The sequence below is a fragment of the Enterococcus sp. AZ179 genome, from assembly GCF_050498885.1.
Taxonomy (GTDB): domain Bacteria; phylum Bacillota; class Bacilli; order Lactobacillales; family Enterococcaceae; genus Enterococcus_D; species Enterococcus_D entomosocium.
This window is the reverse complement of the sequence record NZ_JBMHEO010000001.1, coordinates 3,125,382-3,151,937: the sequence shown is the minus strand read 5'-3', so window position 1 is coordinate 3,151,937 and position 26,556 is coordinate 3,125,382. Positions and strand designations below refer to the sequence as shown.

25 protein-coding genes are annotated in these 26,556 nt (G+C 42.1%); 4 read left to right on the top strand and 21 right to left on the bottom strand.

Features of this window, described 5'->3' with window-relative positions; translation table 11 throughout:
* Positions 1-7: 7 nt before the first annotated feature.
* From IGI88_RS14730 to IGI88_RS14720, 3 genes are all read right to left on the bottom strand, one after another.
* A complete protein-coding gene (locus IGI88_RS14730; protein ID WP_005235525.1) occupies positions 8-1,024 on the bottom strand; it encodes a lipoate--protein ligase in 1,017 nt (338 codons plus the stop codon).
* 238 nt (positions 1,025-1,262) lie between these two features.
* Complete coding sequence (locus tag IGI88_RS14725) at positions 1,263-2,639, bottom strand: hemolysin family protein (protein ID WP_005235523.1); 1,377 nt, start codon at positions 2,637-2,639, stop codon at positions 1,263-1,265.
* A gap of 112 nt (positions 2,640-2,751) precedes the next feature.
* On the bottom strand, positions 2,752-3,867 hold the full coding sequence (locus IGI88_RS14720; protein WP_008378242.1) for an AI-2E family transporter: 1,116 nt from the start codon (positions 3,865-3,867) through the stop codon (positions 2,752-2,754).
* 142 nt (positions 3,868-4,009) lie between these two features.
* Here IGI88_RS14720 and IGI88_RS14715 point away from each other — a divergent pair, with 142 nt between their 5' ends.
* Positions 4,010-4,453 (top strand): GNAT family N-acetyltransferase, encoded by a 444-nt coding sequence (locus IGI88_RS14715; protein ID WP_142437114.1) that lies wholly within the window; start codon positions 4,010-4,012, stop codon positions 4,451-4,453.
* Positions 4,454-4,510: 57 nt separating this feature from the next.
* Here IGI88_RS14715 and IGI88_RS14710 read toward each other — a convergent pair whose 3' ends face one another.
* From IGI88_RS14710 to recX, 4 genes are all read right to left on the bottom strand, one after another.
* Positions 4,511-5,473, bottom strand: coding sequence for an N-acetylmuramoyl-L-alanine amidase (locus IGI88_RS14710; protein WP_016612206.1), 963 nt, complete (start codon positions 5,471-5,473; stop codon positions 4,511-4,513).
* Between the two features lie 161 nt (positions 5,474-5,634).
* A complete protein-coding gene (gene ntdP / locus IGI88_RS14705) occupies positions 5,635-6,168 on the bottom strand; it encodes a nucleoside tri-diphosphate phosphatase (RefSeq protein ID WP_005225863.1) in 534 nt (177 codons plus the stop codon).
* A gap of 93 nt (positions 6,169-6,261) precedes the next feature.
* Positions 6,262-7,413, bottom strand: a complete 1,152-nt coding sequence (gene mutY / locus IGI88_RS14700) for an A/G-specific adenine glycosylase (protein WP_005235515.1) — start codon at positions 7,411-7,413, stop codon at positions 6,262-6,264.
* Complete coding sequence (gene recX, locus IGI88_RS14695) at positions 7,406-8,200, bottom strand: recombination regulator RecX (protein ID WP_008378247.1); 795 nt, start codon at positions 8,198-8,200, stop codon at positions 7,406-7,408. Before recX ends, mutY begins: the two co-directional genes overlap by 8 nt.
* A gap of 114 nt (positions 8,201-8,314) precedes the next feature.
* On the opposite strand from recX, the gene rlmD reads away from it, so the two are divergent.
* Positions 8,315-9,691, top strand: a complete 1,377-nt coding sequence (gene rlmD, locus IGI88_RS14690; RefSeq protein ID WP_429960708.1) for a 23S rRNA (uracil(1939)-C(5))-methyltransferase RlmD — start codon at positions 8,315-8,317, stop codon at positions 9,689-9,691.
* A 329-nt stretch (positions 9,692-10,020) separates the two neighbouring features.
* Here rlmD and glyS read toward each other — a convergent pair whose 3' ends face one another.
* The 5 genes from glyS to IGI88_RS14665 form a co-directional block, all read right to left on the bottom strand.
* Positions 10,021-12,093 (bottom strand): glycine--tRNA ligase subunit beta, encoded by a 2,073-nt coding sequence (glyS, locus tag IGI88_RS14685; protein ID WP_429960707.1) that lies wholly within the window; start codon positions 12,091-12,093, stop codon positions 10,021-10,023.
* A 1-nt stretch (position 12,094) separates the two neighbouring features.
* Positions 12,095-13,006, bottom strand: a complete 912-nt coding sequence (gene glyQ, locus IGI88_RS14680) for a glycine--tRNA ligase subunit alpha (RefSeq protein ID WP_005225852.1) — start codon at positions 13,004-13,006, stop codon at positions 12,095-12,097.
* Between the two features lie 15 nt (positions 13,007-13,021).
* Positions 13,022-13,261, bottom strand: a complete 240-nt coding sequence (locus IGI88_RS14675; RefSeq protein WP_008378255.1) for a hypothetical protein — start codon at positions 13,259-13,261, stop codon at positions 13,022-13,024.
* A gap of 299 nt (positions 13,262-13,560) precedes the next feature.
* A complete protein-coding gene (locus IGI88_RS14670) occupies positions 13,561-15,318 on the bottom strand; it encodes a glycoside hydrolase family 35 protein (protein ID WP_005235498.1) in 1,758 nt (585 codons plus the stop codon).
* Positions 15,318-17,330 (bottom strand): beta-galactosidase, encoded by a 2,013-nt coding sequence (locus IGI88_RS14665; RefSeq protein ID WP_016620424.1) that lies wholly within the window; start codon positions 17,328-17,330, stop codon positions 15,318-15,320. Before IGI88_RS14665 ends, IGI88_RS14670 begins: the two co-directional genes overlap by 1 nt.
* 121 nt (positions 17,331-17,451) lie before the next feature.
* On the opposite strand from IGI88_RS14665, the gene IGI88_RS14660 reads away from it, so the two are divergent.
* Positions 17,452-18,258, top strand: coding sequence for an AraC family transcriptional regulator (locus IGI88_RS14660; protein ID WP_429960706.1), 807 nt, complete (start codon positions 17,452-17,454; stop codon positions 18,256-18,258).
* On the opposite strand, the gene recO is transcribed toward IGI88_RS14660, so the two are convergent.
* The 9 genes from recO to IGI88_RS14615 all read right to left on the bottom strand — a co-directional run bounded on the left by recO (position 18,252) and on the right by IGI88_RS14615 (position 25,522).
* Positions 18,252-19,025: a DNA repair protein RecO gene (recO, locus tag IGI88_RS14655; protein ID WP_086316207.1), complete on the bottom strand. Its 774-nt coding sequence runs from the start codon at positions 19,023-19,025 to the stop codon at positions 18,252-18,254. The two genes, IGI88_RS14660 and recO, sit on opposite strands and share 7 nt — an antisense overlap.
* Before the next feature lie 93 nt (positions 19,026-19,118).
* A complete protein-coding gene (era, locus tag IGI88_RS14650) occupies positions 19,119-20,018 on the bottom strand; it encodes a GTPase Era (protein ID WP_008378264.1) in 900 nt (299 codons plus the stop codon).
* A 34-nt stretch (positions 20,019-20,052) separates the two neighbouring features.
* Complete coding sequence (locus IGI88_RS14645) at positions 20,053-20,442, bottom strand: diacylglycerol kinase family protein (protein WP_176273390.1); 390 nt, start codon at positions 20,440-20,442, stop codon at positions 20,053-20,055.
* On the bottom strand, positions 20,426-20,902 hold the full coding sequence (gene ybeY, locus IGI88_RS14640; protein WP_005235488.1) for an rRNA maturation RNase YbeY: 477 nt from the start codon (positions 20,900-20,902) through the stop codon (positions 20,426-20,428). The genes IGI88_RS14645 and ybeY overlap by 17 nt, the downstream gene beginning before the upstream one ends.
* Positions 20,902-23,103, bottom strand: a complete 2,202-nt coding sequence (locus IGI88_RS14635; protein ID WP_016612212.1) for an HD family phosphohydrolase — start codon at positions 23,101-23,103, stop codon at positions 20,902-20,904. The genes ybeY and IGI88_RS14635 overlap by 1 nt, the downstream gene beginning before the upstream one ends.
* A 21-nt stretch (positions 23,104-23,124) precedes the next feature.
* On the bottom strand, positions 23,125-24,084 hold the full coding sequence (locus IGI88_RS14630) for a PhoH family protein (protein ID WP_016612213.1): 960 nt from the start codon (positions 24,082-24,084) through the stop codon (positions 23,125-23,127).
* A 186-nt stretch (positions 24,085-24,270) separates the two neighbouring features.
* Positions 24,271-24,720 (bottom strand): GatB/YqeY domain-containing protein, encoded by a 450-nt coding sequence (locus IGI88_RS14625; RefSeq protein WP_005235483.1) that lies wholly within the window; start codon positions 24,718-24,720, stop codon positions 24,271-24,273.
* A 33-nt stretch (positions 24,721-24,753) separates the two neighbouring features.
* Positions 24,754-24,930, bottom strand: a complete 177-nt coding sequence (gene rpsU, locus IGI88_RS14620) for a 30S ribosomal protein S21 (RefSeq protein WP_002356740.1) — start codon at positions 24,928-24,930, stop codon at positions 24,754-24,756.
* 160 nt (positions 24,931-25,090) lie between these two features.
* Positions 25,091-25,522, bottom strand: a complete 432-nt coding sequence (locus IGI88_RS14615) for a Fur family transcriptional regulator (protein WP_008378408.1) — start codon at positions 25,520-25,522, stop codon at positions 25,091-25,093.
* A gap of 95 nt (positions 25,523-25,617) precedes the next feature.
* On the opposite strand from IGI88_RS14615, the gene IGI88_RS14610 reads away from it, so the two are divergent.
* Positions 25,618-26,505: a pyruvate, water dikinase regulatory protein gene (locus tag IGI88_RS14610; protein WP_008378409.1), complete on the top strand. Its 888-nt coding sequence runs from the start codon at positions 25,618-25,620 to the stop codon at positions 26,503-26,505.
* The last annotated feature ends 51 nt before the right edge of the window (positions 26,506-26,556 follow it).

Here is a 26,556-nt window from a genome sequence, read left to right as displayed (position 1 = left end):
TTTCCTCCTAATCAAACAGCAATGCTAAAAATTCAGAAGCGGTCATCTGATGGATAAACTGATCGATGGCGATTCCCTCTAGCAAGCGGCTAATGGTGCTTTTTTCAAAATCAATACCTTGCAACATCGCTTCAAGTTCACTGATCTCTTTTTGTCCAAAAAAATCACCGGTAATTTGAATCGCTGCAATCTTGCCTTTGTTGACAGTAAAATCGACTTCAACAATCCCAACCTGCTCAAACCGCTTTCTTTTTTGCCATTCGAAAGCAGGCGCTTCATTAAAAATCCACTCATTATTGGCATATCGTTCTTCAAACAGTGTTTGGATCGCTTGTCGATCGGTTTCCGTTAAGACGATCTCTTGCTCACTGATTTCATCAATCGATTCTACTTCATAGATTCGGCAAAGGAGTGTATCTCGAAATTCCTTGGTATCCATTGATTGGTATTGCTCTGCCAAAAAGGGCTTGATATTCGTCACACTTTTCCGAACTGATTTCGTGGCTTTAGAAGCAATTTTTTCTTGGGCAACATGTAGAACTTTCGTCAATTCTTCTAGATCCACATCATACATCAATGTGCCATGGGAATACGTCCGGCCTTTTTTTGTATACATCGCATTGCCAGAAAACTTTTTCCCATCAATGAACAGATCATTACGGCCATGTACTTCAACATCCTTGGCTCCCATTGCCGCTAAGCCTTTCATGATAGGTTGTGTTGCACTTTGATAGTCACCAAAGCTCGTGGCATCTTTTTTGGTGACAAAACTAAAACTCATATTGCCTAGATCGTCATAAACCGCTCCACCACCAGACGTTCTGCGAGTCAAAACGATCTTACGGCTTCTTAGATAGTCAAAATCAATCTCTTGATACGCATTTTGATTTCTGCCGATTATAACACATGGTTTTTGTATGTATAACAGAAGACAAGGCTCCGAAACATCTACGTTATTCATCAAATACTCTTCAGTCGCCAAATTGTAACGGATATCTTCACTAAGCATACGGTAAAATTTCATTTCAAGCCCCTCATTCTCATTATATTTCTATGGATATTCTCGCTTTTCTTACGGAAAATTGCAATCAAACTGCTTAACGATAAGATACACGTGTTTTTTTATCTGTTTTTAAACTGTATTATTCAATAAATTTATCGTAACCGTTTCTTCCATACAAATCAAGGGGAATACGTAAAAAAACGGACAAAAAAGACCAAAGCAACTGCCTTGGTCTTTCTCATTTCATTTATACGGAACTTTAACGGCGAGGCTCATCTTCCTCAAAATCTTTACGGAAATAGCGCCGCTCTTCCTCTGGTTCCACTTCCCCTTCTTCTGGGTCGTGGAAAATCACCCGGATCTTCAAGACGCGTGATCCTTCCATTTCTTCAGAGATCAGCTTCACATTGTCCACTTCGAAGGATAGTTTTTCTCCTTCATCGGGGATTAATCCTAAAGCAGTGATCAAATATCCTGCCATCGTATCCACATCACTCATATGCAAGCTCATGTTGAAGGCTTCATTAAAATCATCGATCAACATGCGTCCTTGGATGACATATTCTTTATCAGAGATTTTTTCATAAAGCTCTTCGACTTCATCTGATTCATCATCGATCTCGCCGACGATTTCTTCTAGCAAGTCTTCTAGTGTAACCAACCCAACGACGCCGCCATATTCATCAAGCAAAATCGCCATTTGGTTTTGGGTTTTCTTTAATTCATAAAGCAAATCATCGATAAAGACCGTTTCTGGCACAAACAATGGTTCCTGCAGGATTTGTTTGATGTCCATCGTATCAAAGCCGTATTTGTACGCACATTTCAAAAGATTTTTGGTATGTAGAATCCCTACGACTTTGTCTTTATCTTCATTATATACAGGAATACGAGAATAATTTTCTGCTAAAATTTCAGTCAAAATTTCTTCTACTGAGTCATTGATGTCCACCATAAAGGCTGAGGTTCTAGGAACCATGACTTCCCGGGCGACTTTCGTGTCTAATGAAAAGATCCCTTGCAGCATCTCTAATTCATCTTCTTCAAAGACCCCTTCTGTTTCCAACATATACCGCATTTCATCACGGGTCATCTTCGTGTCTTCATCGTCAAATTCCATTGGAGTGATGCGCGCCAATAAACTTGTCGAAGCAGATAAGAACCAGACGAAAGGTTTTGCAATAATCCCGATCGTTCGAATGACACCAGAAGTGAACTGGGCAACTTCTTCTGATTTGTTCATGGCGATCCGTTTTGGATACAACTCACCAAAAACGATCGACACATACGTCAAGATCGCTAAAACAATAATGTTCGCTAAGCTTTTAGCCGCCGTCCCTCCACCTAATAAAGGTGCCAAACGGGTCGACAAGGTATCTGCCAGAGATGCCCCAGATAAAATATTCACCAAGGTAATCCCAACTTGGATCGTTGACAAGAAATTTGTTGGATTATCAATGATTTTCAATAATTTTTGTGATTTGACATTTCCTTCTTCCGCTTTTTGCTCCACACGGTTTTTGTTAACTGAGACAACTGCGATCTCAGAGGCCGCTAGAAAAGCGTTGATCAATGTCAAAACGATCAATAATAAAATTTGCGCTAGAAGCGACTGACTCTCGGGGTCAGCATTCATAATAGCATTCTCTCCTTATTTTTTCATTTTCTAAAAAAAATCGTGGGTTTAGCCCACGATAAAATCCTATCACAAAGTTTTTTTCTTTGCAATAAAAAACACCAGTCATTGATTATTCGATCAACCGTTCCTGATTTTTCTTGATTTTGTCGTCTTTGATCAGGCGAACAATAAAGACGACGATCGTTCGGCAAATCGCATAAAATGGCACACCTAGGAAAATCCCCAGCAAGCCAGCTAGATTTCCAGCAACTAATAAGACCAAAATGATCGTTAACGGATGGATCGCCAATGATTTTCCGATTACATTCGGGTAAATAACATTTCCGTCTAATTGTTGGACGACCAGAACCACGATACAGCATAATAATGCGCGAAATGGTTCATCAAAGACCGTCACTAACACCGCCGGAATCAAACCAAGATATGGGCCTAAATAAGGGATCAAGTTTGTGACGCCTGCAATTACCCCAAAAAGAAAGGCATAGTTAACGCCGATCATCCAGTAACCAATAAACGTGAAGGTAGCGACAAAAATACATTCGATCGCTTGCCCACTAATGTAATTGGATAATGTCTTGTTTAAGTCACCTAGCAACCCAACAATCTGATCTCGTCTTCTTTCTGGAAAGACAGTTTTCAGATTAGGAACTAGCTTTTCTCCATCCTTCAACATGTAAAAAAGGATGAATGGTACTGTAACGATGATCATCGTCGCGGAAGCAATCGTACTGACGATCGATCCTAAGCTAGTGGATAACCCACTAAGAAACTGCTGCAGCAAAGAACCATAAGAAAGATTTAGGTTTTCTAACTGCTGCGCGATATCGATTTGTTTGAAAAATGGATCATCTGCGATTCTTGAGATCCAGCTTTCCATATTTTTGGCAAATGTTGGAATATTTTCCGCCAATGAAGTAATCTGACTCACTAGATTAGGAATAACGCTGACGAAAATCAAGATGATTGCTGCTACTAATAACAACAGAACCAATATGACAGCAAACAGTCGTTTTATTTTTGTGGTTTTCATCAAAAATAAGACGATTGGATTTAGCAGGTAATACAGAAAGCCAGCAATCAATACTGGTGCAAATAAAGTAGAAAAAAACGTGCCAATCGGTGCAAATAGAAAATTGACTTTACTTAACACAAACACGAGTGTCACTAAAACCAATGCTTCCAATGACCAAAAGAACAGTTTTGATTGTTTGAATTTGTCGAACAAAAGATTCCCTCCCTTTTTTATAACATTATAGATGATTTTGAAAAAAAAAGCTTGCGACTTTAGCCGCAAACAAAAAAAATTTGTAAAAAAAGTGGTATACTATTAAAAATAACGGAGAAATCTTAGCTGAGGTGAATTTTTTATGCATATTGCACAAACAAAAGATACGCTGAGTGACATTTATTTGGCGTCATTGAAAATACGAAATCAAGTATTCGTGAAAGAGCAAGGTGTTCCATTAGCATTGGAAGTAGATGAAAATGAAGCATTGGCAGTCCACTTTGTCTTATATGACGACGATAATGAAGCAGTCGCAACCTTGCGTTTCTTACCTATCTCTGATCATGAAGTGAAGTTGCAGCGAATGGCGGTCCCCGCTGCTTATCGAGGTTCAGGTTATGGCAGTCAACTGATCGAAGGTGCGGAAGCCTTCATTCAAAAACAAGGAATCAAAAAAGTCACTTTAGGGGCACAAATAACTGCCAAAGAGTTTTACTTGAAGTTAGGCTATCAGCCTGAAGGCGATGTTTTTTTAGACGCGGATATGCCCCATATCAAAATGAGCAAAACCTTTAACGAGAAGTGATTCCTTAAAACAGCGACCACAAAACAGATCCTTCCTCTGTTTTGTAGTCGCCGTTTTTTATTCCTCTGCTTCAACGATCTCTTCAATCGCTGTCAGCAACGCTTGCGCCACCCTTTGATCATACCCTTCACTTGTAATCATTGCCAAATCATTGTCACTGTTCAAATAGCCTAACTCCAATAATACTGCTGGAAGATATTGTTCTCGCAACACATAATAGTTACCAAAACGAGTGCCGTTGGAACTCAATGCCACCGAAGAACTCAAATTGGCAGTGATCGTTTCTGCCATCTCTTTTGACCCAGTATAGTAATAGTAAGTTGTCAGTCCTTGATTACTGTTTGGTATTTCTGAATTATCGTAATGAATGCTAATAAATAAATCTGGTTCTTCTGAAAGCGAAGCAGCGGTGATATCAGACAGCGAGAGATAACGATCTTCAGTGCGTGTATAACTGACTTGAATACCTGCTTCTGTCAACACTTCGCCGATCGTTTGGACCGTTGTTAGCGTCAAGTCTTTTTCCATGATCGTTTGATCCGTTGACAGTGCCCCAGAATCTTCGCCGCCGTGACCTGCATCAAGGACGACTTTGAAGTTCGATAGATCTTTTGGGATTGCCGAAAGCGCGACTTCTTGAATCGATGCTGATTGTTTTTCAATATAACCAGTTACCCCATCGTCTGTTTGAATTTCAACCATGTCTTCTGTTTGACTGATGAAGGTTGCCCAACTTCCCCGATGGATTTTTCCAATGACTGTCTCTTGACTTGTTGACTGATAAATCGGTACATAATCGTTCTCACTTTCAATCGCTGCATCGTATTCTGAGGGATCTACATAAATTTGAACCATACTGGCAGTCTGAGCGGTCTCTTCAGTTTGAGCGTTAAGCTCAGTTTGAGAAGTACTTTCTTGACTCTCCTCACGAGCGGATTGGTCGTTTCTCAACACAGCAAACCCTGCTGCAAAAAGCAGAATCATGGTGGTCCCGATAACAAGCTTCCCTTTTTTCTTCATGTGCTTCCCCCACTAATTTTCTTGGTCTCTCTATCATGGGACTGTCAGCTTAAACAGAACTTAAAACCTGCTGATTGAAGCATTCCATTAGAAACACAAAAAAACTCCAACCAACTTGGTTGAAGTTTCTTAGGGAAAATGAGCGATTCGACCCATTTTACTTATTTTTGAGACAACTGCTTGTAGCGATCATACCAAATGTCCACATACCCTTGCGAAAAGGGTCCTTTGCCATTATTGATCCAATCTACTAAAATTTTGACATTTTCTTTTAAGATAAAATCAATGTCTTGCGGATATTGCATAATCTTACTGTGCAATTCATACTCATCCACATCTAGTAAACGTTTCTCGCCATCAGGAAATACTTTGATATCAAGGTCATAATCGATATATTTCAATGCCTCTTCATCAAGTAAATACGGTGAAGCAAGATTACAATAATAGGAAACCCCCTTTTCTCGAATCATTGCAATAACATTAAACCAGTATTTTTTATGAAAATATACAATTGCTGGTTCACGGGTAACCCAGCGTCTTCCATCTGATTCGGTCACTAATGTATGATCGTTGACCCCTATCACTGAGAATTCACTGGTCTTTAAGACCATCGTATCCCGCCACGTTCGATGCAAATTGCCGTCATGTTTGTAGCTTTGAATGCTGACAAACTCTCCTTCTTTTGGAACTCGCATAGCAACCCTTCCCTCAGCAAGAAAACTTGCGTTTTGTTTGGGTGTTCATTACACCGACATCGTTAATATTATAGCAATAAAAGAAAGCTTTGCCTAGAAATCTTTATCGAGTTTCTGATATTTCTTTAATTGCTCGACTAATTTCTGCTGAGGTTTTGGAAAAACATAGTTTTCAAAGGATTCTTTGGCAGCCCATTCGCTGTCTTGTAACGGGATTTCTCCCCGTTTTCTACCGTAAAATAAAAGGACATGCCATTTCAAATGGCTAAAAATATGAGTGATCTCGCCGAAATGTCGTTTTTGCCAAACGACAGGAAGACCAGGAAAAATCTCGAGTGCATCCTCTTCTGCAATCAAATCCAACTGCAACTGTTCCTCTTTTACCCATGTTCGCTGCAAAGCATCATATTGTTCTTTCGTTACTTCTACCAACGGAAAATGCCACATAGAGGCCAATAAGCCTGTTTCAGGTCGCTGCACGAGTAGAAACGAACCTTGATCTTCGATGGCGCCAGCGATGTAATAGACATCTTTCGGCTTTGCTTTTTTCGATTTCACTGGAAAGTCTGTTTGTCGATTCTCCGCATATGCAAGACAGTACTGACCGATGGGACACTCTTCACATTTCGGTGTAGTGGGTGTACAGATTCGTGAGCCAAGATCCATCAAGGCTTGATTAAACTCACCAGGTTCATCGGGGGAAATGATTGTTCTCATCGCCTCGTCAAATGGTCTTCGGCTGCTGGCTTTCGCAATATCTGCTTCGATACAAAATAACCGACTGACGACCCGCATCACATTTCCATCGATTGCCGGTTCTGGCAAGCCAAAAGCAATACTTCCAATGGCTCCAGCTGTGTAGGGACCAATTCCTTTTAATGAGCGAATCTCTTCAATTGATTGGGGCATTTCTCCGTCGAATTCGGCAACGATTTGCTGTGCAGCAGCCTTAAGGTTACGGGCACGAGAGTAATAACCTAAACCTTCCCAAACCTTTAAAAGCTTTTGTTCTTCGGCTGCCGCCAAGTCTTGGATCGTCGGGAATTGTTCCATAAAACGATAGAAATAGCCAATCACTGTTTCCACTCGTGTTTGTTGAAGCATGATCTCTGAGATCCAGATTGCATACGGATCGTTGGTCGCCCGCCAAGGCAGATTGCGTTTTTCTTTATGATACCAAGTTAAAAATGTTTCTTGGAACGTCTTGATTTTTTCTTCATCCCAAGTTTCCCATTGCTTACTCATCCATTACTTCCTCATCTAAGAATCGTTGTATATCATCGATGGCAAACCCTTTTTGATAAAGGCCTTGCTTGATTTTCATTTTTCGTTTCATCAATGGTAACCGCTGATGCCGCCGCATAAGTCGGGCCCCTTCTCTTTGGAGCGCTTCATTTTCTTGGTCCTCATCTTTTTCCATCGGTAATTCATCCAAAATCATCTGAATGACCCCTTGATGAAAACCTTTTTGCATCAAATGCATTTTTATCTTTTGGATCATTTCTTTATGGCTTTTGTTGTGAAAACGACGCATCGCTTTTTCAGCCGTATGATACCCGACTTCAAACTGCATTTCCTCGGTATACAAAGGCAATACTTCCTGAATCACAGGATCTTTCAAACCTTTTTTTCTCAATTGCTGACTGATGACCACGGGTCCTTTATCACTCATGCGGACTTGGGTGCGAATGTAGCTTTCTCCGTAGTTTTTGTCATCGATCAAATTCAACTCTTTCAGACGTTCAACGACTAAGTCTCGGTCTTGTTTTTCGATTTCTTTGTCTTTCAAATAGGTACGGACTTCCATTTCAGAACGCAGCTGATAGCTGATATAGTTCATGGCTTGCTGCAATCCTAAATCAAACCCCGCACTTTTTTTGATTTCTTTTAATTCTTCTTCACTCAGTTCCTTGCCTTTTAATAGCCGAAAACGGACCAAAAGATCTTCTGAGACCCGCAGCGTTTCACCTTCTGATGTCGCCACTTCATAAAATGGTCCTTTTCCTTTATTGATACGAATAATTGTATTCATCTTCTTCACCTCGCGAACGTACATTCTATTTTACCACAACTACGATGAAATTCCTTCTAATCAAGCTGAAAAAATGTGGTAAAATGAATTGACTATTTTATTTAAGGAGTTCACATGGCAAATACACAAGTCCAGCTTGGACAAAAACTACAACTAACGATCAAACGCTTGGGGATCAACGGAGAAGGCATCGGGTATTACAAAAAGCTGATCATCTTTGTTCCCCGTGTTCTACCGGGGGAACAGGTCATTGCCGAAGTCACCAAAGCCTCTCCCCGCTTTGCTGAAGCTAAGATGACCAAAATCATCAAGCCAAGCAGCGATCGCATCCAACCACCCTGCAAGTTTTACGACCGGTGCGGCGGCTGCCAATTGCAGCACTTAGTCTACGACAAACAATTAGACTTCAAAAAAGACCTATTGAAACAAGCACTTGAAAAATTTAAGCCAAAAGGTTACCAACAGTTTGAACTAAGGGATACTTTAGGCATGGATGTTCCTTGGCATTACCGCAACAAAGCACAATTTCAATTGCGTTACAACAGTCAAACCAAACGAATCGAAGCGGGTTTATACGAAATGGAGTCTCATCGCTTAGTCGCCATTGATGATTGCCTCGTACAAGAACAAGATACGCAAAAAGTGATCAACGGCATCGTCCAATTGTTGAACAAATACCAGATCCCGATTTACGATGAACGAAAAAATAGCGGGATTTTACGAACATTGATGGTTCGCATCGGGATCGCCACTGGCGAAGTCCAAGTTGTTTTCATTACCAATTCTGTCAAACTGCCGCAAAAAAATGCGCTGATTCGCGAGATCAATCAGCGCTTGCCGCAAGTCGTTTCCATCATGCAAAATGTGCAAAACAAAAAAACGTCCGTCGTCATGGGAGAGGAAACGATTCATCTTTGGGGCAAAGAAGCGATCGAAGAACGGTTGAATGAACTGACCTTCGACTTGTCCGCCCGCGCATTCTTCCAGCTGAATCCGCAGCAAACCAGCGTCTTGTATCAAGAAGGGTTAAAAGCCCTTGACTTAAGCAAAAATGATACAGTTGTTGATGCTTACTGTGGTGTGGGGACGATTGGGTTGAGTGTGGCACCTTATGCCAAAGAAGTCCGCGGCATGGACATTATTCCTCAAGCGATCGAAAATGCCCAAGAAAATGCACGCCGTATTGGTGCCCAAAATACCCGTTATGAAACGGGTACTGCGGAAGAGCTATTGCCAAAATGGTTCAATGAAGGCTTCAAACCTGATAGCATCATTGTTGATCCGCCAAGGACAGGCTTGGATGAACGATTATTGCAAGCGTTGTTGAAACAACCACCGAAGAAGATGGTCTATATATCTTGTAATGTTTCTACTTTAGCAAGAGACTTAGTCCAATTAGCCAAAGTGTTTCACGTAGAATATCTGCAATCAGTAGATATGTTTCCACAAACCGCCCGCTGCGAAGTGGTGGTAAAATTGACCCGCAAATAAACATTCGCCTGACAAATCATCTTGTGATCTGTCAGGCTATTTTATTGCACCTATCGTTTCAGCGTATTTTCAATGGAAAAATGAATCGGTCTGTATGATGAGAATCTTTGTATCATTATAAGCATCATCAAATCCCCAATCATTAAAGCCGAAGAATCGTTCGATCCCTTGAAAAGTAATGGGTCAAAATGTTTTTTATTATATAATATTTAACACTGCAAGAAAGCAATTCTAAGTACAAAAAAATCGAGAAACATAGAAAAAAAGCCAGAACTGATTCTTTCAGTTCCAGCTTTTTTATTCAGAAATGTGCAACTGCAAGCTGCTTTTTATTTTGTAATCAAAGCATCTAAACTAGCCACTGCCAGACTCATCTTCGCGATTTTATCCAACAAGGCAAAACGGTTGCGGCGAATCTGTTCATCTTCCACCATGACCATTGTTTGATCAAAATAAGCTTCAATCAATGGGCGCAGTGCCACTAAGCTTTGGTAGTTTTCTTCCATCGTTTGATGTGGGAACTTGTTCTCTACTGTTAAGACCGCTTCATACAAGGCAGTTTCAGAGTCGTTTTCAAACAAGGCAGGATCAATTGCTGCTTGTTCCAATTCGGCTTTTTTCGCTAAATTGATTACTCGGGTCAAGGCTTCCATCGATGGTTTGAAGTCGGTGTCTTGCAGATGTTCTCTTAACATCTGAGCCGTTTCAAATAGCGTACTGATATCTGCTTGGCGTGCCCCTAAAACAGCTTCAATGACATCATGACGCGTATTTTTGCTGAGTAAGAATTGACGCAGACGGCTTTTCACAAAATCGGTCACTTGTTCTTGACCTGCGGCAAGTTGAATACCAAAAATTTCCGGTTGGGCATTAATAGCTTCACGAATCTCTTCTTGTAACTGAGCAAATGGGAAATACCAGCGTTTTTCAGCTAGGATGCGGATAATTCCGTACGTTTGCCGGCGGAGTGCGTAAGGATCGTTTGAACCACTTGGAACCATATCGACAGCGAAGAACGCAAGCAAGCTGTCCAATTTATCCGCAATGGCTAAAACAGCCCCGATTTTCGATTGCGGCAGTTCGCCTTCTGCTGAAATCGGCATGTAGTGTTCACGAATCGCTTGGGCAACTGCTGGTTTTTCTCCTTGGATCAGGGCATATTTCCCCCCCATGATTCCTTGCAATTCAGGGAATTCCCCTACCATATTGGTCACTAAATCAAATTTATAGATTTGAGCTGCCCGTTGAAGGTCGGTCAGTTCTTCTTGTGTTAAACCAACGGTCTTCCCGATGATTTGCGCTGCTAGTCCGACACGTTGCATTTTTTCATATAAGCTGCCGATTTTTTCGTGGAAGGTGACTTGCTTAAGTTTTTCTACGCAATGGTCAATGGTCAGCTTTTTGTCTTCATTATAGAAAAACTCAGCATCTTCTAGACGGGCGGTCAGTACTTTTTGGTTTCCTTTGATGACATTATCAATTTTCACGGCATCCCCGTTGCGGGCAGAGATGAAATGCGGCAGCAATTCTCCATCAAGGGTGCGGACATCGAAGTAGCGTTGATGTTCTTTCATAGAAGTAACTAACACTTCTTCAGGTACAGAAAGATATTTTTCTTCAAAGTCCCCTACAAAAGCTGTTGGGTATTCAACCAGATTTGTCACTTCTTCGAGTAGGTCTTCATCTAAATCGATCCGCCAGTTGTTTTCTTGAGCGATCGCATTGATTTGTGAGGTGATCATTTGTTGACGTTCGCTTGGATCAGCAATGACAAACTGATGCTTCATTTTCTCCAAATAGTCGTCCGCATGATCAAACGTGACTGCCTCACCTAAGAAACGATGACCTTTTGACTCGCGTCCGGTAACAATATCAAGGATTTGGAAAGGAATGACTTGCTCACCAAAGAGTGCGACGATCCAATGAATTGGTCGGATATATTCAAAATCGTAGTCTGCCCAGTGCATCGTTACTGGGAAAGTCAAACTCGTGATTACTTCCTGCAATCCTTTCAATACCTCAACGGTTGGTTGACCTTGGGTATGTTTCGTTACATAGACATACTCAACACCTTTTAATTCACGGAAGGTGATGTCATCGGTTGTCAATCCTTGCCCCCGAACAAATCCTTGAGCTGCTTTCGACCAATTGCCTGCTTCGTCTAAGGCGATTTTTTTCGCTGGCCCTTTGACGTCTTCTTGTGTATCGGCTTGTTTTTCAGGAAGACCGGTGACATAGACTGCCAAACGACGAGGTGTCGAATAAGCTTCAATCGCTGTATAAGGTAATGCATGAGCATCTAAGAAAGCTGCCGTTTTTTCTTGTAATTGTTTCATACTTGGGGTTACGACATGCGCAGGTAATTCCTCTAAGCCGATTTCTAATAATAGGTTTTGTGCCATCTTATTTTCCCTCCTCAATCAGTTTTTGCGCCACTTCTGGATCAAGCAATGGATAACCGAGGTTTTCCCGTTCTGCTACAAATAGTTTTGCTACTTGACGAGCCATATTACGGATACGTGCGAGGTACCCAGCACGTTCAGTGACGGAGACTGCGCCACGAGCATCCAACAGGTTGAAGGTATGGCTGCATTTTAAGATATAGTCGTAAGCTGGATGAACTAAGCGTTCATCGATACAGCGTTTTGCTTCTTTTTCAAAACGATCGAAGTTCCCTAAAAGCAAGTCTTGGTCACTGACTTCAAAGGAGTATTTTGAATGTTCATACTCAGGTTGGCGGAAAATCTCACCATATTTGACACCTGCAGACCATTCAAGATCGTAGACACTTTCAACTTCTTGAATATAAGATGCTAGACGTTCTAAGCCGTAAGTGATCTCTGATGTCACTGGCTTACACGCTAAGCCACCAACTTGTTGGAAGTAAGTAAACTGGGTGATCTCCATCCCATCTAACCAAACTTCCCAACCAAGACCTGCACAACCCATTGAGGGGTTTTCCCAGTTATCTTCGACGAAACGAATATCATGTTCTAATGGATCGATCCCTAAAAGACGCAAGCTTTCTAAATAAAGCTCTTGGATATTTTCAGGAGAGGGCTTCATCACGACTTGGAACTGGTGGTGCTGATACAAACGATTTGGGTTTTCCCCGTAGCGGCCATCAGCTGGACGGCGAGAAGGTTCTACGTAAGCGGCGTTCCATGGTTCTGGACCGATTGCACGTAAAAATGTGTATGGGCTCATGGTTCCAGCCCCTTTTTCTGTATCATAGGCCTGCATCAGCATACAGCCGTTTTCAGACCAGAATTTTTGCAAAGTCAAAATCATCTCTTGCACAGTTAGTTTACTCATCTTTTTCTTCCTTTCTTATAACGCATTGACGACAGGATAAAACTCGACAACTGATCCGGGGATCAATTTTACTTCGACCACGGCATCTGCTTCTAAAATATCAGATAAGTCGTAAAGCATTTGGTCTGGACTCGTTGTAAATTCATGTAAAAGCTGTTCATCCTTTAAAAGTCGAACCTGCAGTGGAATACTTGCTAATACTTTGAGCTTTTTTTCGGTAAACGCACTTGCTGGAATCGTCATATCAAATAACATAAAAAAACCTCCTTTGTTTTTGGCTATTCTTGGTGTGAAACATAAAAAAGTCCCTATATCTATACAAAGTGTATAGATATAGGGACGATACATTCGCGGTTCCACCCTACTTCCGACAAGTCGGCAGCTTCATTGATCATGCTCACGGACGCCTGCGAAATAAGGTTCCAACTTGGCTTTCACTCTCCCAAGTTCGCTTCATGGAATGGTCTTCTTTCTTTCTTCCGGTCATAGCACGGATTCGATTACCCTTATGATAGTAGTTGAAGCTAGGGTTTGTCAATGATTAATTTGAACTTTTATCCTTCTGGACCTAAATCCGCCTGATCATGAAAGACGATCTCATCAGCGATTTTCCCATCACTTTCAAAAACAATGATCTCATTCATTCCAGTTTTTAAAAACGGCGCCGGGACGTACAAGCGCTGCTGCGGTCCTTTTTCCCAGAAACGGCCGATCATATGACCATTGACTTGGACAAACCCTTTGCCCCAGCCCGGCAATTCGATAAAGGTATCTGCACATTCATCAAAAACACATTCAAAGCGTGAGAAACTTGGTTGGCCTTTTTGCCATTTCCCTTGGAAATCAATGGCATGCAAATTATCCATCGGCAAGGGATAGATTTCCCAGTTGCTTTGGAATGCGCCATTAATGATCACACCGTCTTTAATGCCTTTGTGCTGATGGTTCATTTTAACGGAATAATTGACCCGCCCCATATTCTCCACCAAGATCCCCAACTCGTTTTCTGATTCTGATAGATCGAAACTGTAGGATTGACCGATTTCTCGATCGTAATCGATGCGCAAAAGTTCCTGGTTGATAAACGTATGGGCACGATCCATCGTATTGATCAGACGGTAGTCGGCAATCTTCCGTGCAGGCCCAATCAGTGAGCGATAGTAGATATAACCTGTCGCTTGATTGCAGGCTTCCATCGATAAAGGGTAATTCCTTATGATCGGTTGACTGATCGTGTCGATCGTCGAAAACAAGGAGACTCGTTCTTTCACTGAGAATGTTCCATAAGCTTTTCGCTCAAGTTTCATACTCAAGGGAAACTCAGGGATTTCCGCATAGTCAGCGATCACTTTTTTGAAGGCTTGGTATTTGGCAGTAGGTTCTCCCCATTCTGTCAACAAGGCATCATAATCATAGCTAGTGACATCCGGCGCTAAGCGCTCGTAATAGTTTGACCCGTTCATAAAGCCAAAATTGGTCCCGCCATGGAACATATAAATATTGACAGAACCTTCTGCCAAGCAATCCTGAAGTTCCTTTACTGCATCAGCCGTTGATGTTGTATGATGATGGTCATCACCCCAAGCATCAAACCAGCCGATCCAAAATTCCATGACCATCAGTGGCCGTTTTTCTCCGTGAAATCTTCGAAGTTTTTCAAAGTTTTCCTTGATGTTGGAGCCGCAGTTGATCGTAGGCAATGCCAAGTCTTTGATAGTGCCGTTTTCTAACATATCGTGCCAAGGTCCGTCAGAGGTCACTAACGGCGTTTCTACACCCTGTTGCCGCATCGCAGCCACCATTTTCCGCAAATACTCTTTATCATTGGCGTAGCTGCCGTATTCATTTTCTACTTGCATCATTAAAATCGGACCGCCTTGGGTGATCTGCAGATCCCGCACTTGTGGAAACAAATGGGCGAAATAACGAGTGATTTTTTCCATAAATGGTGGATAATCAAACCGAAGCTTCATCATGGGATCTTGCAAAAGCCAATAAGGCAGTCCCCCAAATTCCCATTCTGCACAAATATAAGGTGCTGGTCGCAAAATGACATAAAGCCCTACTTCTTGTGCCGTTTGGATAAATCGCCGCAAATCAAGGATCCCCTCAAATTGATAGACGCCTTCCTGTGCTTCATGGAGATTCCACGGAACATAGGTTTCCACAGTATTACAACCCATCAAGCGTAGTTTCTCTAATCGATCTTGCCAATATTCAGGAACGACCCGAAAATAATGGATCGCTCCAGAGATCACTTTGAACGGCTTTTTGTCTAGATAAAAGTCATCTTCGATAGCAAAAGTTCGCATCAGTTACGCTCCTCTTTGACGATATAGGTGGTGTATTGTGTCAGCATCATTTCTGAAGAAAGAACCTCACCCGTCAGAAGATCCGTCTTTCCAACAAACATTGCTGGCAACGGTTGTGCTTCTTCGTGGAAATTGATGATAACGAAGAATTTCGCCTCTGCATTTTCACGACAGGCAACTTCTAGTTTTGTTGCTTCCTCGATCACTGGGGTGATATCGTTTTCTTCGACAATCGTTTTGAAAAGCTGATCTTGCAGCTGATCTTCCAACTGTCCACCAAAGTAATAGACGGTGCCATCGCCAAACATATTTTTCGTCACTGCCGGCATTCCTGCATAGAAATTGCTTGTGTAATGCGCTAGCGCTTCGGCGGTTTCTAAATGGATCAAATCGCTGACTAAATTACTGGTTCCTGTCAGTTCTTCATTGACTAAGGAAACGCCGTTTGATTGTTCTGGGGCTAATGCATCGATTTCTTCCACCCAGATGCCAGCTAACTCCCGCAATGGCCCAGGATAGCCCCCTAAGTGAACGTTGTCAGATTGATCAACGATACCGCTCATATACGTGGTAAGTAAAGAACCACCTTGTTTGACGAAATCAGTGAGCCGCTCTTGCATTCCTTCTTTGATCATGTAGAGAACAGGTGCTGCGACTAATTTGTATTTTGACAAGTCAGCATCCACGGGAACCAAGTCGACGGCAATATTTTGTTCATGAAAATAACGATAGTAGCGATGGATCTGTTCTACATACTTCAGATCAACGGTCGGACCACTCGTATATTCTAATGCCCAATAATTGTCCCAATCGAAAATCACGGCAACCTGTGCTTGAGTTTGCGTCCCAATAATGTCTGAAAGCTGCGCTAATTCAGCACCAAGAGCTGCCGTTTCTCGGAAAACTCGCGTGTCTTCATGACCGACATGTTCGATAACAGCTCCATGGAATTTCTCACAAGCACCGATGGAACGTCGCAATTGGAAATATTGGATCGTGTCCGCCCCATGAGCGATCGTTTGGTAGCTTTGCGCCCGCATTTGTCCCGGTTTTTTTAATGAGTTATAGGGTTGCCAGTTTTGTTGGGAGGGTGTTTGTTCCATCAGCATAAAGGGCTGTTGTTTCAAGCCGCGCATTAGATCATGTGTCATGGCTACTAAACTCCATGGCGTATTATACGCTGGATAATTATCCCACGAAATAAGGTCCATTTCCTTCGCCCACTTGAAATAATCCAGTCCTTTAAAGGTTCCCATCAAATTCGTTGTAATCGGTGTCGTGGGATCGATTTTCCGAATAGCGTCCCGCTCCATCATATAGTTTTTTAAAAGGCTATCCGAGTTGAAGCGTCGGTAGTCAATAGAAATTCCTGCAAATGCCGTCTTGTCATAGCCGATTCCTTCTGACAGCGCATTTGGCAGAACGATTTCATCCCATTCATATACAGTATGACCCCAAAATTCCATATTCCAGGCTTTATTCAGTGCTTCGATCGTTTGATATTTATCCTTTAGCCAAACACGAAACGCTTTTTCACAGTTCTCGCAATAACATTCGCCGCCGTATTCATTATTGATGTGCCAACAAGTCACTTGTGGATTTTCGCCGTAACGTTCGGCTAATTTCGTTGCCAGACGTTCTGCGTATTTTTGATAAACCAAACTATTGGGACAGGCATTATGCCGTTGCCCAAACTTATGATGGCGTCCATCATAATCGGTGCGAGCGACTTCCGGATACTTCTTAAACATCCAAGCTGGCAAAGCGGCTGTGGAAGTGGCTAAGACGATGTCGAAGCCCTCCGTACTTAATTTTTCGATGATTTGATCCAATTCCTCAAAATCATAACAATTTTCAGAGGGTTGGATCTTTGCCCATGAAAAAACATTGACGGTCGCGCTATTGATACTTGCTTTTTTAAAGATCCGAATGTCTTCTTCCCAAATCTCTTTCGGCCACTGATTTGGATTATAATCGCCGCCGAATAGAATTCGATCAAAAAATTTTGTCATATAAGTGAACGCTCCTTTAAAATAAAATGATTTCTACTCTCTTATTGTAAGGCTTTTCATTTTGTTGTAGTATAATACATGAAACACTATTTTATAACTTTTCGAAACATGGAGGTTGAACATGCCTATTTATTTTTATCAAACAAACCAGCAGTTGCCTTTGTCGCTTGAAAGTATCGGAAACGATTGGCCACAAGATGACGTTGTTCGTCTCGATGGCTACCCTTACTTTCATTGGCTGCAGACAGAACAAGGAGAAGGTCGCGTCACCTTTGGTCAAGAATCCTTTATTTTACGTCCCAGTGAAGGCATCTTGATTTTCCCTTTCACTCCTCATCGCTACTATCCCTTGTCAGATTGGAAAACCTCCTTTGCTACCTTTCAAGGACCTTTGGCAGCTGAGATATTAAAACAATTTACAAGTCAACCTTATCTTTTAGTTGAAGAGTCTGAAACTTTTTCCTATATGACTTGGATCAAACAACGCATTAAAGAAGACCAAAAAATAAGCTGGGATCCGTTACGGGCTTCTAGTGAGTGTTATCGTTTTTTGCTGGCGATCATGCAAGAGCGCTCTGGGAATCCAACCGAAAAACACCTCTTGTTTCAACAATATCTGGTCCCTGTTATACAAGAAATCGAAACCAATTATGATCAGGCGATCACGATCAAAGACTTGGCTGGTTTAGTCTATGTTTCTCCTCAATATCTCTCTCGGTTGTTCCAGCGTTTTTTAGGACAATCCACCGCCCAATACTTATTAAACTATCGCATGGCTCGTGCCAAAGAGCTTTTGGTGGCACAGCCGGATCTGCCCATTCAACAAGCCGCCTTCGCCGTGGGGTTTCAAGATGCAAGTCACTTTACCGCATTATTCAAAAAAAGAGTCGGCCTAACTCCATTGAAGTTTCGCCAACTCTATCATTGATTTTTCGGTTTTAAAACGTCTTGCCATTGCCCCATCTGATCGATAAACTTCTTACTTTTTAAATGAATGCCCACATATTCATCATACAATAGATCGATCACTTGTCGAATCGCTGTTTTCGTTTCTGGCTTTAATTTGATCGAAGCAATCTGCTCATAGGATATTTGCGAAAATAAGCGAATAAAATGGATCGCACGAGAATCCGCATGATAGCGACGTTCGTCCATCCCCCAGTGTTGTTCGCATAAAATGCCACTATATTTTGAGGAATAGTCAAACCGACCGTCGGTTTTTCCGCAGATGGCACAATGGGTCCAATTCGGGGTGATCCCGAAACGATGCAAAATCTGGATCTCAAAGATATTGGTGATGATCTCTGCGTCGTTCCCTTGATCCATTAAGTGCAATGCCTCATGTAAAAATTGGTATAGATGTGGGTCATAGACCCGATCATCGATAGCAGAATCAGCCAAATTCAACAAGTAGGTTGCATAACCAGCAATAAAAATATCACTTTGGATCGTACGAAAAGGATGGATGTCTTTGGCATTGTTTAAAAAGGACAAGCCTTCCGTTTTGATGGTTCCCATGTAGGTGGCTTCAGTATAGGAGAGCAACGCTGGTGCCAAGGGGTTATTTTTCCGATGAGCACCCTTGACATAAAACATTTGCTTCCCGGCAGATTCCGTAAAGATTTTGACTAGCTTGTCTTTTTCTTTATGGTCCTTTGAAAAAAGCAAAATTCCTTTTGTTTCAACAAGATTCATCGTCGCACCTCATTTCTTGAAAAAAACTGATCCAGTTCGCTAACTGCATCAGTTTTTCCTCTTTAAAGCAGACCGTGATGGATCTGCCTTTCCTTAATACTCATCTTTACGATAGCCGTAATCCGTTAAGAAGGTTTGCTTGTCGCGCCAATCTTTTTGAACTTTCACCCATAATTCCAAGAAGACTTTGTCATCTAGTAAGTGTTCAATATCTAGACGGGCTTTCGTCCCGATCTGCTTCAGCATTTTACCGCCTTTACCGATGATAATGCCTTTTTGGCTGTCACGTTCGACAATGATCGTCGCTTGAATATGCACCTTGTCATTATGATCTCGTTTCATGGAGTCAACGACGACCGCTACCGAGTGAGGCACTTCATCTCTGGTCAGCAGCAAGACTTTTTCCCGTACCAACTCGGAAACGATAAAGTATTCCGGATGATCAGTGATTTGATCTTCTGGGAAATACTGAGGACCTTCAGGCATTTCATCGACCAATAGTTTCATTAGCGTTTCGAAATTATTGCCTTCCGTTGCAGAAATCGGTACGATCTCAGCAAAGTCCATTTGTGAGGAGTAATCTTCAATGATTGCCAATAAAGCATCCGGATGGACTTTATCAATTTTATTGATCACCAGGAAAACTGGCGTCTGGCTTTGACGCAACCGTTCGATGATAAAATCATCACCCTTGCCGCGCTTTTGATCGGCACTGATCATAAATAGCGTCACGTCAACTTCTCGCAGTGCACTATAGGCGGTTTCCACCATAAAATCGCCTAAACGGTGTTTGGGTTTGTGGATCCCTGGTGTATCGATAAAGATCAGCTGTGCGTCATCCGTCGTGTAGACCCCTTGGATTTTGTTACGGGTCGTTTGCGCTTTGTCACTCATGATCGCGATTTTTTGTCCTACGACTCGATTTAGTAGTGTTGATTTCCCAACATTTGGCCGCCCGACGATCGCAACGAAGCCTGATTTGTGTGTTGTCATTGTTGTTCCCCTTTATCTTGTGTTTTGGTGCGCATCAGAAGAGCTGCAGCAATTTTGGCAAGAAGATGATCGCGGCGACGACTAATGCAAAAACTGCAGTCATCAGCACGGCACCAGCTGCCATATCTTTGATTTTTTTTCCGATAGGATGGAAATGGAAATCTGTAAACATATCTACGACGTTTTCAAAGACGGTGTTGATGATCTCAACGATCCAGACTAAGAAAACAGCTAGCAGCAACCAGAGCCATTCCATTTGACTCAAACGGAAAATAAAGCCTGCAATGATCGCAACGATTCCTAACCCAACATGTTTACGCATATTACGTTCCTCTTTAAAGACGGTTTTTATACCGGTGAAAGCAAATTCGATTGACGAGATAAACTGTTTATTTTTCCCAATATTCTTATCTTTTGAGTCCATAGGCATCCAGTATTTCCTTTTGCAATCCAAACATTTCCTTTTCATCTTCTGGTGTCATATGATCATAGCCGTTGATATGCAAAAAACCATGCAACGCCAAGAAACCAAGTTCCCGATCATAAGTATGCCCATATTCAGCAGCTTGTTCCTTTGCCCGTTCAATGGAGATCATAATGTCTCCTAGATCACGAGGCATCTCTTCAAGGGCTTCGTCAAAAATAATCGGCATCTCCTCCGCCGTTTCTTCTTCGAAGGCAAAACTGATGACATCTGTCGGCATATCTTTGCCGCGATACTCCCGATTGATTTCTTGGATGGCTGCATTGTCCATAAACGTGACGGACATTTCCGTATCCGCTGGAAGGTCTAAATGTCCTGCAGCAAATTGCAGAAGTCCTTCGATCTCTTTGATCTTCGTTTCCCCCACTGAATTTGTCTCATCTAAAAAGGTAATCTCCATTAGCGCTCTCTTCTTTCTTGTTCTTCTTTCATTTTCTCTGCTTCCGATTTCATTTTTGGGTATTTGATCCGTGAATGGAAGGTACTGCATAGTCCGTTGACCAGTGATTTTTCAATCATCCGGATTTCTTTCAACGTTAGTCCCGTTTCATCTAATTGACCGTCTAAGATCCGATCATTGATGAGATTCGCAACAAATTCTTGAATTTTTTGATTGGTCGGATTTTCCATCGCTCGAACAGCTGCTTCACAACTGTCAGCGATACTCACGACACCCGCTTCTCGTGTCTGCGGTTTTGGCCCAGGATAACGGAAATCTTCTTCCGTCACCTCGGGATTACGCTCTTGAGCTTTTACATAGAAATAACGCATCAGAGTTGTGCCATGGTGTTGACGGCAAATATCGATCACCATCCGCGGCATTTTGGCTTCTTCGAGAATTTCCGCTCCGTCGATCACGTGTCCGAAGATGATTTGTTTGCTGTCTTCCGGCAGCAAAAAATTATGCGGGTTTTCGGCACCAGCAGGTAAATTTTCTACGAAGAAATTGGCATGTTTGACTTTGCCAATATCATGGTAATAACAAGCCACGCGGGTCAGTAAGCTTTGCCCACCGATCTCGGCGACAGCATTGGCGCTAAGATTAGCAACCATCATACTGTGATGATAGGTCCCTGGTGCTTCTTCCAGCAACTGCTTCAATAACGGGTGGTTCGGGTTACTCAATTCATTCAACACGATCATACTTTCATCCGTTACCAATAATTCGATATATGGATGCAGCCCCATCGTCAGCAAATAGCTAAGAAGCGAGCCGGCCAATCCGCAGACGAGCGTTGTCCATGTGTTGCCGCGGGCCAAATCCATTCCTTGGAAAATGACCAGCATGATGCTTAAGAGTAATGGGAAAACGATCACCCACATGACTGCGATTTTCCCTTGACTGGCAATACGTGCTCGTTTGATCATCGTCCCCATTAAACCAGAGAAAAGGTAGGTCACTAAAACAGTCGTCAACAAGTTGGTCCCACTGGAATCAAAGTAAATGAAGAGTGCACTGACCACTTGGAAAATCGCGGCTAATATCCCTAAACGTCTGCTGGAGAAAATGCTTAGAATCAGCGGTGTAAAGGCTGCTGGGAAAAAGAGCGGAATAAAGGTCACTAATTCTGATTGGAACAGTTGGAAAAATTTCATGATCAAGATACTGAATGCCATCGCCAAAATATAAAAAGTGACGGCGTTCATTCGCTTTTCAACATCTTTTGTCTGTCTTGTATAATAAAACAGCATAAGCATTTGTAAGCAGGTCGCTAAAACTAAGGCGATTAATGGAAAAACTGAGAAGGTCTGATTGGTCATTCCTAAAAGCTGCAGCTTTTCCAATGCGTTGGCATCGATCTGTGATCCTTCACGAACAATGATCTCCCCTTGATAGATCATTACCGGTGGAACAGCATCCATGGCGGTTTGTCTCGCTTCTTCCGTCCGCTTTTCATTGGGAATATCATTGACGACGATTCCTTGATTGACAATGAAGCGTAAAACGGACGCCATATCCGAAGTAACATCTAGAAATTGGATCTTGTCTTCCGCCTCTGAGCGGAAAGTACTGAGTTCTGTTTGACGGATCTGTTTGGCCATTTGCTCGTCTACTAGCTGCAACGCATAGGTTCGTACCGTATTCAATTCATCGGTACTTAATGAAAACAATGTCGACAAAAAATTATTCGTCAATGACTGATAGAAATCGAGTTCATCATCACTCATTTTTTCAAACTCTTTTTTTAAGGCTGCAATGTATTCATCCGTACTCGGTTTAGGGATATTTTCATCCTCATCCGCCTCAGCAACTTCTTTTGCATGTGTCTCATCCGTTGATTTTTTGACTGAATCAACTAAGTCAAAAAGGTGGTCGATGCGATCGTGCTGTGTCTGCGCTAGAGTATCCTGATAGGTGTACTCTGGCGGAACCGCTTCTGCTGCCAATTTGCGTTTTTGTTCCGTTGCAGTAGTGTTTTCGATCGTTTTATTGGCACGAATGTTTTCTTCCGCCACCTGGCCTTCACTATAATCGACATTATTCTGTTTGACACTGGTGTACATGATACCAATCGAAAAAAGAAAGAAGAGAAACATCAAAACTGGTAAATAAAACTTCCCGAGTCTTTCTCTAAGTTTCCGTAGTGGTTGAATGATCATAGTTCTCCTCCTGAAAGACGATCAGCGCTTGTCTTTAAGATCTGCTTCTTCATAAGCTCGAATGATATCGGCCACAACTGGGTGCCGCACCACATCTCCTGCTTCAAAATTAGCAAAAGCAATTTTAGGGATCTCCTGCAACGTTCGCTCCGCATGGATCAAACCGCTTAAAGTCCCTTTTGGCAAGTCGATCTGACTCGTATCGCCATTGACGATCATTTTGGAGTTGAATCCTAAACGCGTCAGAAACATTTTCATTTGAGCGATCGTCGTATTTTGCGCTTCATCTAAAATGACAAAGGCATCTTCTAGCGTACGTCCACGCATATATGCCAATGGTGCGATCTCAATGACGCCTCGTTCCATCAGACGGTTCGTATGATCCATCCCAAAAATTTGATACAACGCATCATAAACGGGGCGTAAGTAAGGATCGACTTTTTCTTTCAAATCGCCTGGCAGAAAGCCAAGGTTCTCTCCTGCTTCAACCGCGGGCCGTGTCAAAATAATCTTTTGCACTTGACCTTTCTTTAAAGCAGCGATCGCCATTACGACGGCCAGAAAGGTTTTTCCGGTTCCGGCTGGTCCGACCCCAAAGACCACATCATGTTTACGGACAGCTTCGATATATTTCTTTTGACCGGCATTTTTTGCCCGAATCGGTTTCCCATTACGGTCCTTGATGATTTCTTCTTCATACATATCTTTGAAATAATCAAGACTGCCTTTGTTTACCATGTTCAAAGCTGTGATCACATCAGGAGTACTGATATTGATGCCTCGTTTGATCAACTCTTGCAACGCTCGGATCACGGATTGTGCTTTTTCTGTAGCTTCCGCTTCGCCGACGATTTGGATCAGCTCCCCACGAGTGTGAATGACCGTCCCCGTCGAGTCTTCAATGATTTTAATGTTCTTATCGTGAGCACCTAAGAGTAAACGAACGTCATCGTTCTCACTAAGTGTTATCTCGATCGTCATAGTTTTGTCTGTCAAATATGTTACAGCTCCTTTTTTGGCGTTCTTATTAATAATAACATAAGATGCAAAAAAGAAAAATTACTTATAAAGTCCAAGGGTAGTTTCCTTTTTGTCCTTATGCTTTTTTTAAGTTTTTGAAATCAGAAAAAAAGCCGCGAGCATGTCATCCATACTCGCGGCGTGAGCTTACATTTGATCCAATAATTCTTTAACGATCGCATTGACTTGATTGCCGTCTGCTTTGCCTTTGACTTGCGGCATTACAGCACCCATCACTTTTCCAAATTCTTTGGAAGAAGAAGCACCAGTCTTTTCAATCGCTCCAGCAACGATTTGGCGGATTTCCGCTTCATCAAGTTGTGCTGGCAAATATTTTTCAACAACTGCAATTTCAACTTTGACTTTCTCAGCTAGATCATTTCGGTCAGCTTTCTCAAACTCATGTAAAGAGTCCCGACGTTGCTTCATCTCACGAGATAAAACGGTCAACTCTTCTTCTTCATTCAAGTCAGAACCTTTTTTGATCTGCTCATTTTGAATTGATGCTTTCAACATGCGGATCACCTGCAAGGTTTCCTTGTCTTTGGCTTTCATCGCTGTCTTCATGTCATCATTCAGTGTACTTAGTAGTGTCACACTACCAGCTCCAATTCTCAAAACAGTAGAAAATTAGAATTTTTTGCGTTTTCTAGCTGCTTCAGATTTTTTCTTACGCTTTACGCTAGGTTTTTCGTAAAATTCACGTTTACGAGATTCCTGTAAAGTACCCGCTTTTGACACGGAACGTTTGAAGCGACGAAGAGCATCGTCAAGTGATTCGTTTTTGCGAACGACTGTTTTTGACATGTAAATTCCCTCCCTCCGAGCTTAAAAAGTAACCGTAGTTGTTATTGAAATAAAATCCCAAAAAACACGACTGTCCTTTAAAAATTATAGCTAACCCCTGAAAAAGTGTCAAGGCATTCTGTTAAAAAAGTCTTCGATACTGTCAAGTTTGTTTGGGTTTTCATTGACATTCTTCACAACGACCCAAAATCTCGAAGCGATGACCCTCGATCAAACAACCGGGAAGCTGTTCTTGAAAGAAGTCCATTGGGCAAATATGCAGTTCTTTTGTTTTGCCACAAACCGTGCAAATAAAGTGATGGTGATGATGGTCTTCTAATTCTGCACAACAGTTATAGCGAAACTTCATCTCACCGTTCAGTTCTGTTTCTTCTAAAATACCGATCTCAGAAAAATCGTGCAAATTCCGGTAGATCGTATCATAACTCAAGCCAGGGTACTTTTCCGACATGTATTCGTGAATTTCTTTTGCCGGTAAATAGCGATTGCGTTTCACTAAATAGGTAATGATCGCTTCTCTTTTTTTCGTATTTTTAAAGCCATTTTCTTTCAACGTTGTCATGGCATGCTCTATGAGCGTTTGATTTTTCATCGTAGACCCTCCTGATAAATCAAAATCATTCCGATTCTATCAATCTTAAGTATGGTATAATGAAATCAATAAAAAAGCAAGAGAGGATTTTTCTTATGAAGCCAAATGAACCAGAACAACTAGACTTGCAAGAAAAATTGCAAACCAGTGCTGCAGTGACGATGTTCGTTTTGTCGGACTCTGCCGGTGAAACAGCATCGAAGCTTGCCCAAGCGACAATGGCACAGTACCCCAGCGTCGAATTTAACCTTTTTAGACGCACATTTATCCACACGAAAGAGCACTTGATCAAAGCATTATCAGATGCTAAGAAACACAATGCCATTATTCTTCACACTTTGATCAAAGAAGAACTCGTGGATTTGACGAATCATTTTTGTGAAGAAGCGGATCTCTATCATTTCGACGTATTAACACCGCCTGTCAGTGAAGTGGCACGCCGCACTGGAGTAGCACCTTCACGAGAGCCAGGGGCTTTGCACCACCTGAACGAAAATTATTTCAAACGCATCAAAGCCATGGAATTTGCGGTCATGTACGATGACGGAAAAGACCCTCGTGGCTTCTTGGAAGCAGATGTCGTGTTACTAGGGGTTTCTCGAACCTCAAAAACACCGTTGAGTCTATTTTTAGCGAACAAAAACTTAAAAGTCGCTAATTTGCCTTTGGTTCCACAAGCCCACATCCCGAAACAGCTCTGGGAAATCGATCCGAAAAAAATCGTCGGGTTAACAAACGATCCGAATGTGTTAAACAGTATCCGCAAAGAACGGATGCGTTCTTACGGCCTGAACCCTGACTCTGCATATTCCGATATTGAAAAAATCAAAGCGGAGCTGACGTTTGCTAATGATCTTTATGAGAAATTAGGTTGTGTCGTGATCAATGTCGCTTCCCTTTCCATCGAAGAAACCGCCTCAATGATTTTAAATGCATTAAACTTAGAAGACCATAGCTATTACACTTCAGAGACAAAAGACTGATAACGATAACGCAATAAAAAAAGATGAACAGACTGCCGTCTGCTCATCTTT

What these genes read in the sequence shown, in the direction of transcription:
- rlmD (WP_429960708.1), top strand. Translation starts at nt 8,315, where the DNA reads ATGGCAAATACACAAGTCCAGCTTGGACAAAAACTACAACTAACGATC.
- IGI88_RS14670 (WP_005235498.1), bottom strand. Translation starts at nt 15,318, where the DNA reads ATGCGAACTTTTGCTATCGAAGATGACTTTTATCTAGACAAAAAGCCG.
- ybeY (WP_005235488.1), bottom strand. Translation starts at nt 20,902, where the DNA reads ATGGAGATTACCTTTTTAGATGAGACAAATTCAGTGGGGGAAACGAAG.
- IGI88_RS14725 (WP_005235523.1), bottom strand. Translation starts at nt 2,639, where the DNA reads ATGAATGCTGACCCCGAGAGTCAGTCGCTTCTAGCGCAAATTTTATTA.
- IGI88_RS14665 (WP_016620424.1), bottom strand. Translation starts at nt 17,330, where the DNA reads ATGACAAAATTTTTTGATCGAATTCTATTCGGCGGCGATTATAATCCA.
- IGI88_RS14610 (WP_008378409.1), top strand. Translation starts at nt 25,618, where the DNA reads ATGAAGCCAAATGAACCAGAACAACTAGACTTGCAAGAAAAATTGCAA.
- IGI88_RS14715 (WP_142437114.1), top strand. Translation starts at nt 4,010, where the DNA reads ATGCATATTGCACAAACAAAAGATACGCTGAGTGACATTTATTTGGCG.
- IGI88_RS14675 (WP_008378255.1), bottom strand. Translation starts at nt 13,261, where the DNA reads ATGTTATTTGATATGACGATTCCAGCAAGTGCGTTTACCGAAAAAAAG.
- IGI88_RS14645 (WP_176273390.1), bottom strand. Translation starts at nt 20,442, where the DNA reads ATGGACTCAAAAGATAAGAATATTGGGAAAAATAAACAGTTTATCTCG.
- recO (WP_086316207.1), bottom strand. Translation starts at nt 19,025, where the DNA reads ATGAATCTTGTTGAAACAAAAGGAATTTTGCTTTTTTCAAAGGACCAT.
- IGI88_RS14710 (WP_016612206.1), bottom strand. Translation starts at nt 5,473, where the DNA reads ATGAAGAAAAAAGGGAAGCTTGTTATCGGGACCACCATGATTCTGCTT.
- IGI88_RS14730 (WP_005235525.1), bottom strand. Translation starts at nt 1,024, where the DNA reads ATGAAATTTTACCGTATGCTTAGTGAAGATATCCGTTACAATTTGGCG.
- IGI88_RS14630 (WP_016612213.1), bottom strand. Translation starts at nt 24,084, where the DNA reads ATGACGATCGAGATAACACTTAGTGAGAACGATGACGTTCGTTTACTC.
- rpsU (WP_002356740.1), bottom strand. Translation starts at nt 24,930, where the DNA reads ATGTCAAAAACAGTCGTTCGCAAAAACGAATCACTTGACGATGCTCTT.
- IGI88_RS14660 (WP_429960706.1), top strand. Translation starts at nt 17,452, where the DNA reads ATGCCTATTTATTTTTATCAAACAAACCAGCAGTTGCCTTTGTCGCTT.
- IGI88_RS14615 (WP_008378408.1), bottom strand. Translation starts at nt 25,522, where the DNA reads ATGAAAAATCAAACGCTCATAGAGCATGCCATGACAACGTTGAAAGAA.
- recX (WP_008378247.1), bottom strand. Translation starts at nt 8,200, where the DNA reads ATGAATACAATTATTCGTATCAATAAAGGAAAAGGACCATTTTATGAA.
- mutY (WP_005235515.1), bottom strand. Translation starts at nt 7,413, where the DNA reads ATGAGTAAGCAATGGGAAACTTGGGATGAAGAAAAAATCAAGACGTTC.
- IGI88_RS14635 (WP_016612212.1), bottom strand. Translation starts at nt 23,103, where the DNA reads ATGATCATTCAACCACTACGGAAACTTAGAGAAAGACTCGGGAAGTTT.
- ntdP (WP_005225863.1), bottom strand. Translation starts at nt 6,168, where the DNA reads ATGCGAGTTCCAAAAGAAGGAGAGTTTGTCAGCATTCAAAGCTACAAA.
- era (WP_008378264.1), bottom strand. Translation starts at nt 20,018, where the DNA reads ATGACAACACACAAATCAGGCTTCGTTGCGATCGTCGGGCGGCCAAAT.
- glyQ (WP_005225852.1), bottom strand. Translation starts at nt 13,006, where the DNA reads ATGAGTAAACTAACTGTGCAAGAGATGATTTTGACTTTGCAAAAATTC.
- glyS (WP_429960707.1), bottom strand. Translation starts at nt 12,093, where the DNA reads ATGGCACAAAACCTATTATTAGAAATCGGCTTAGAGGAATTACCTGCG.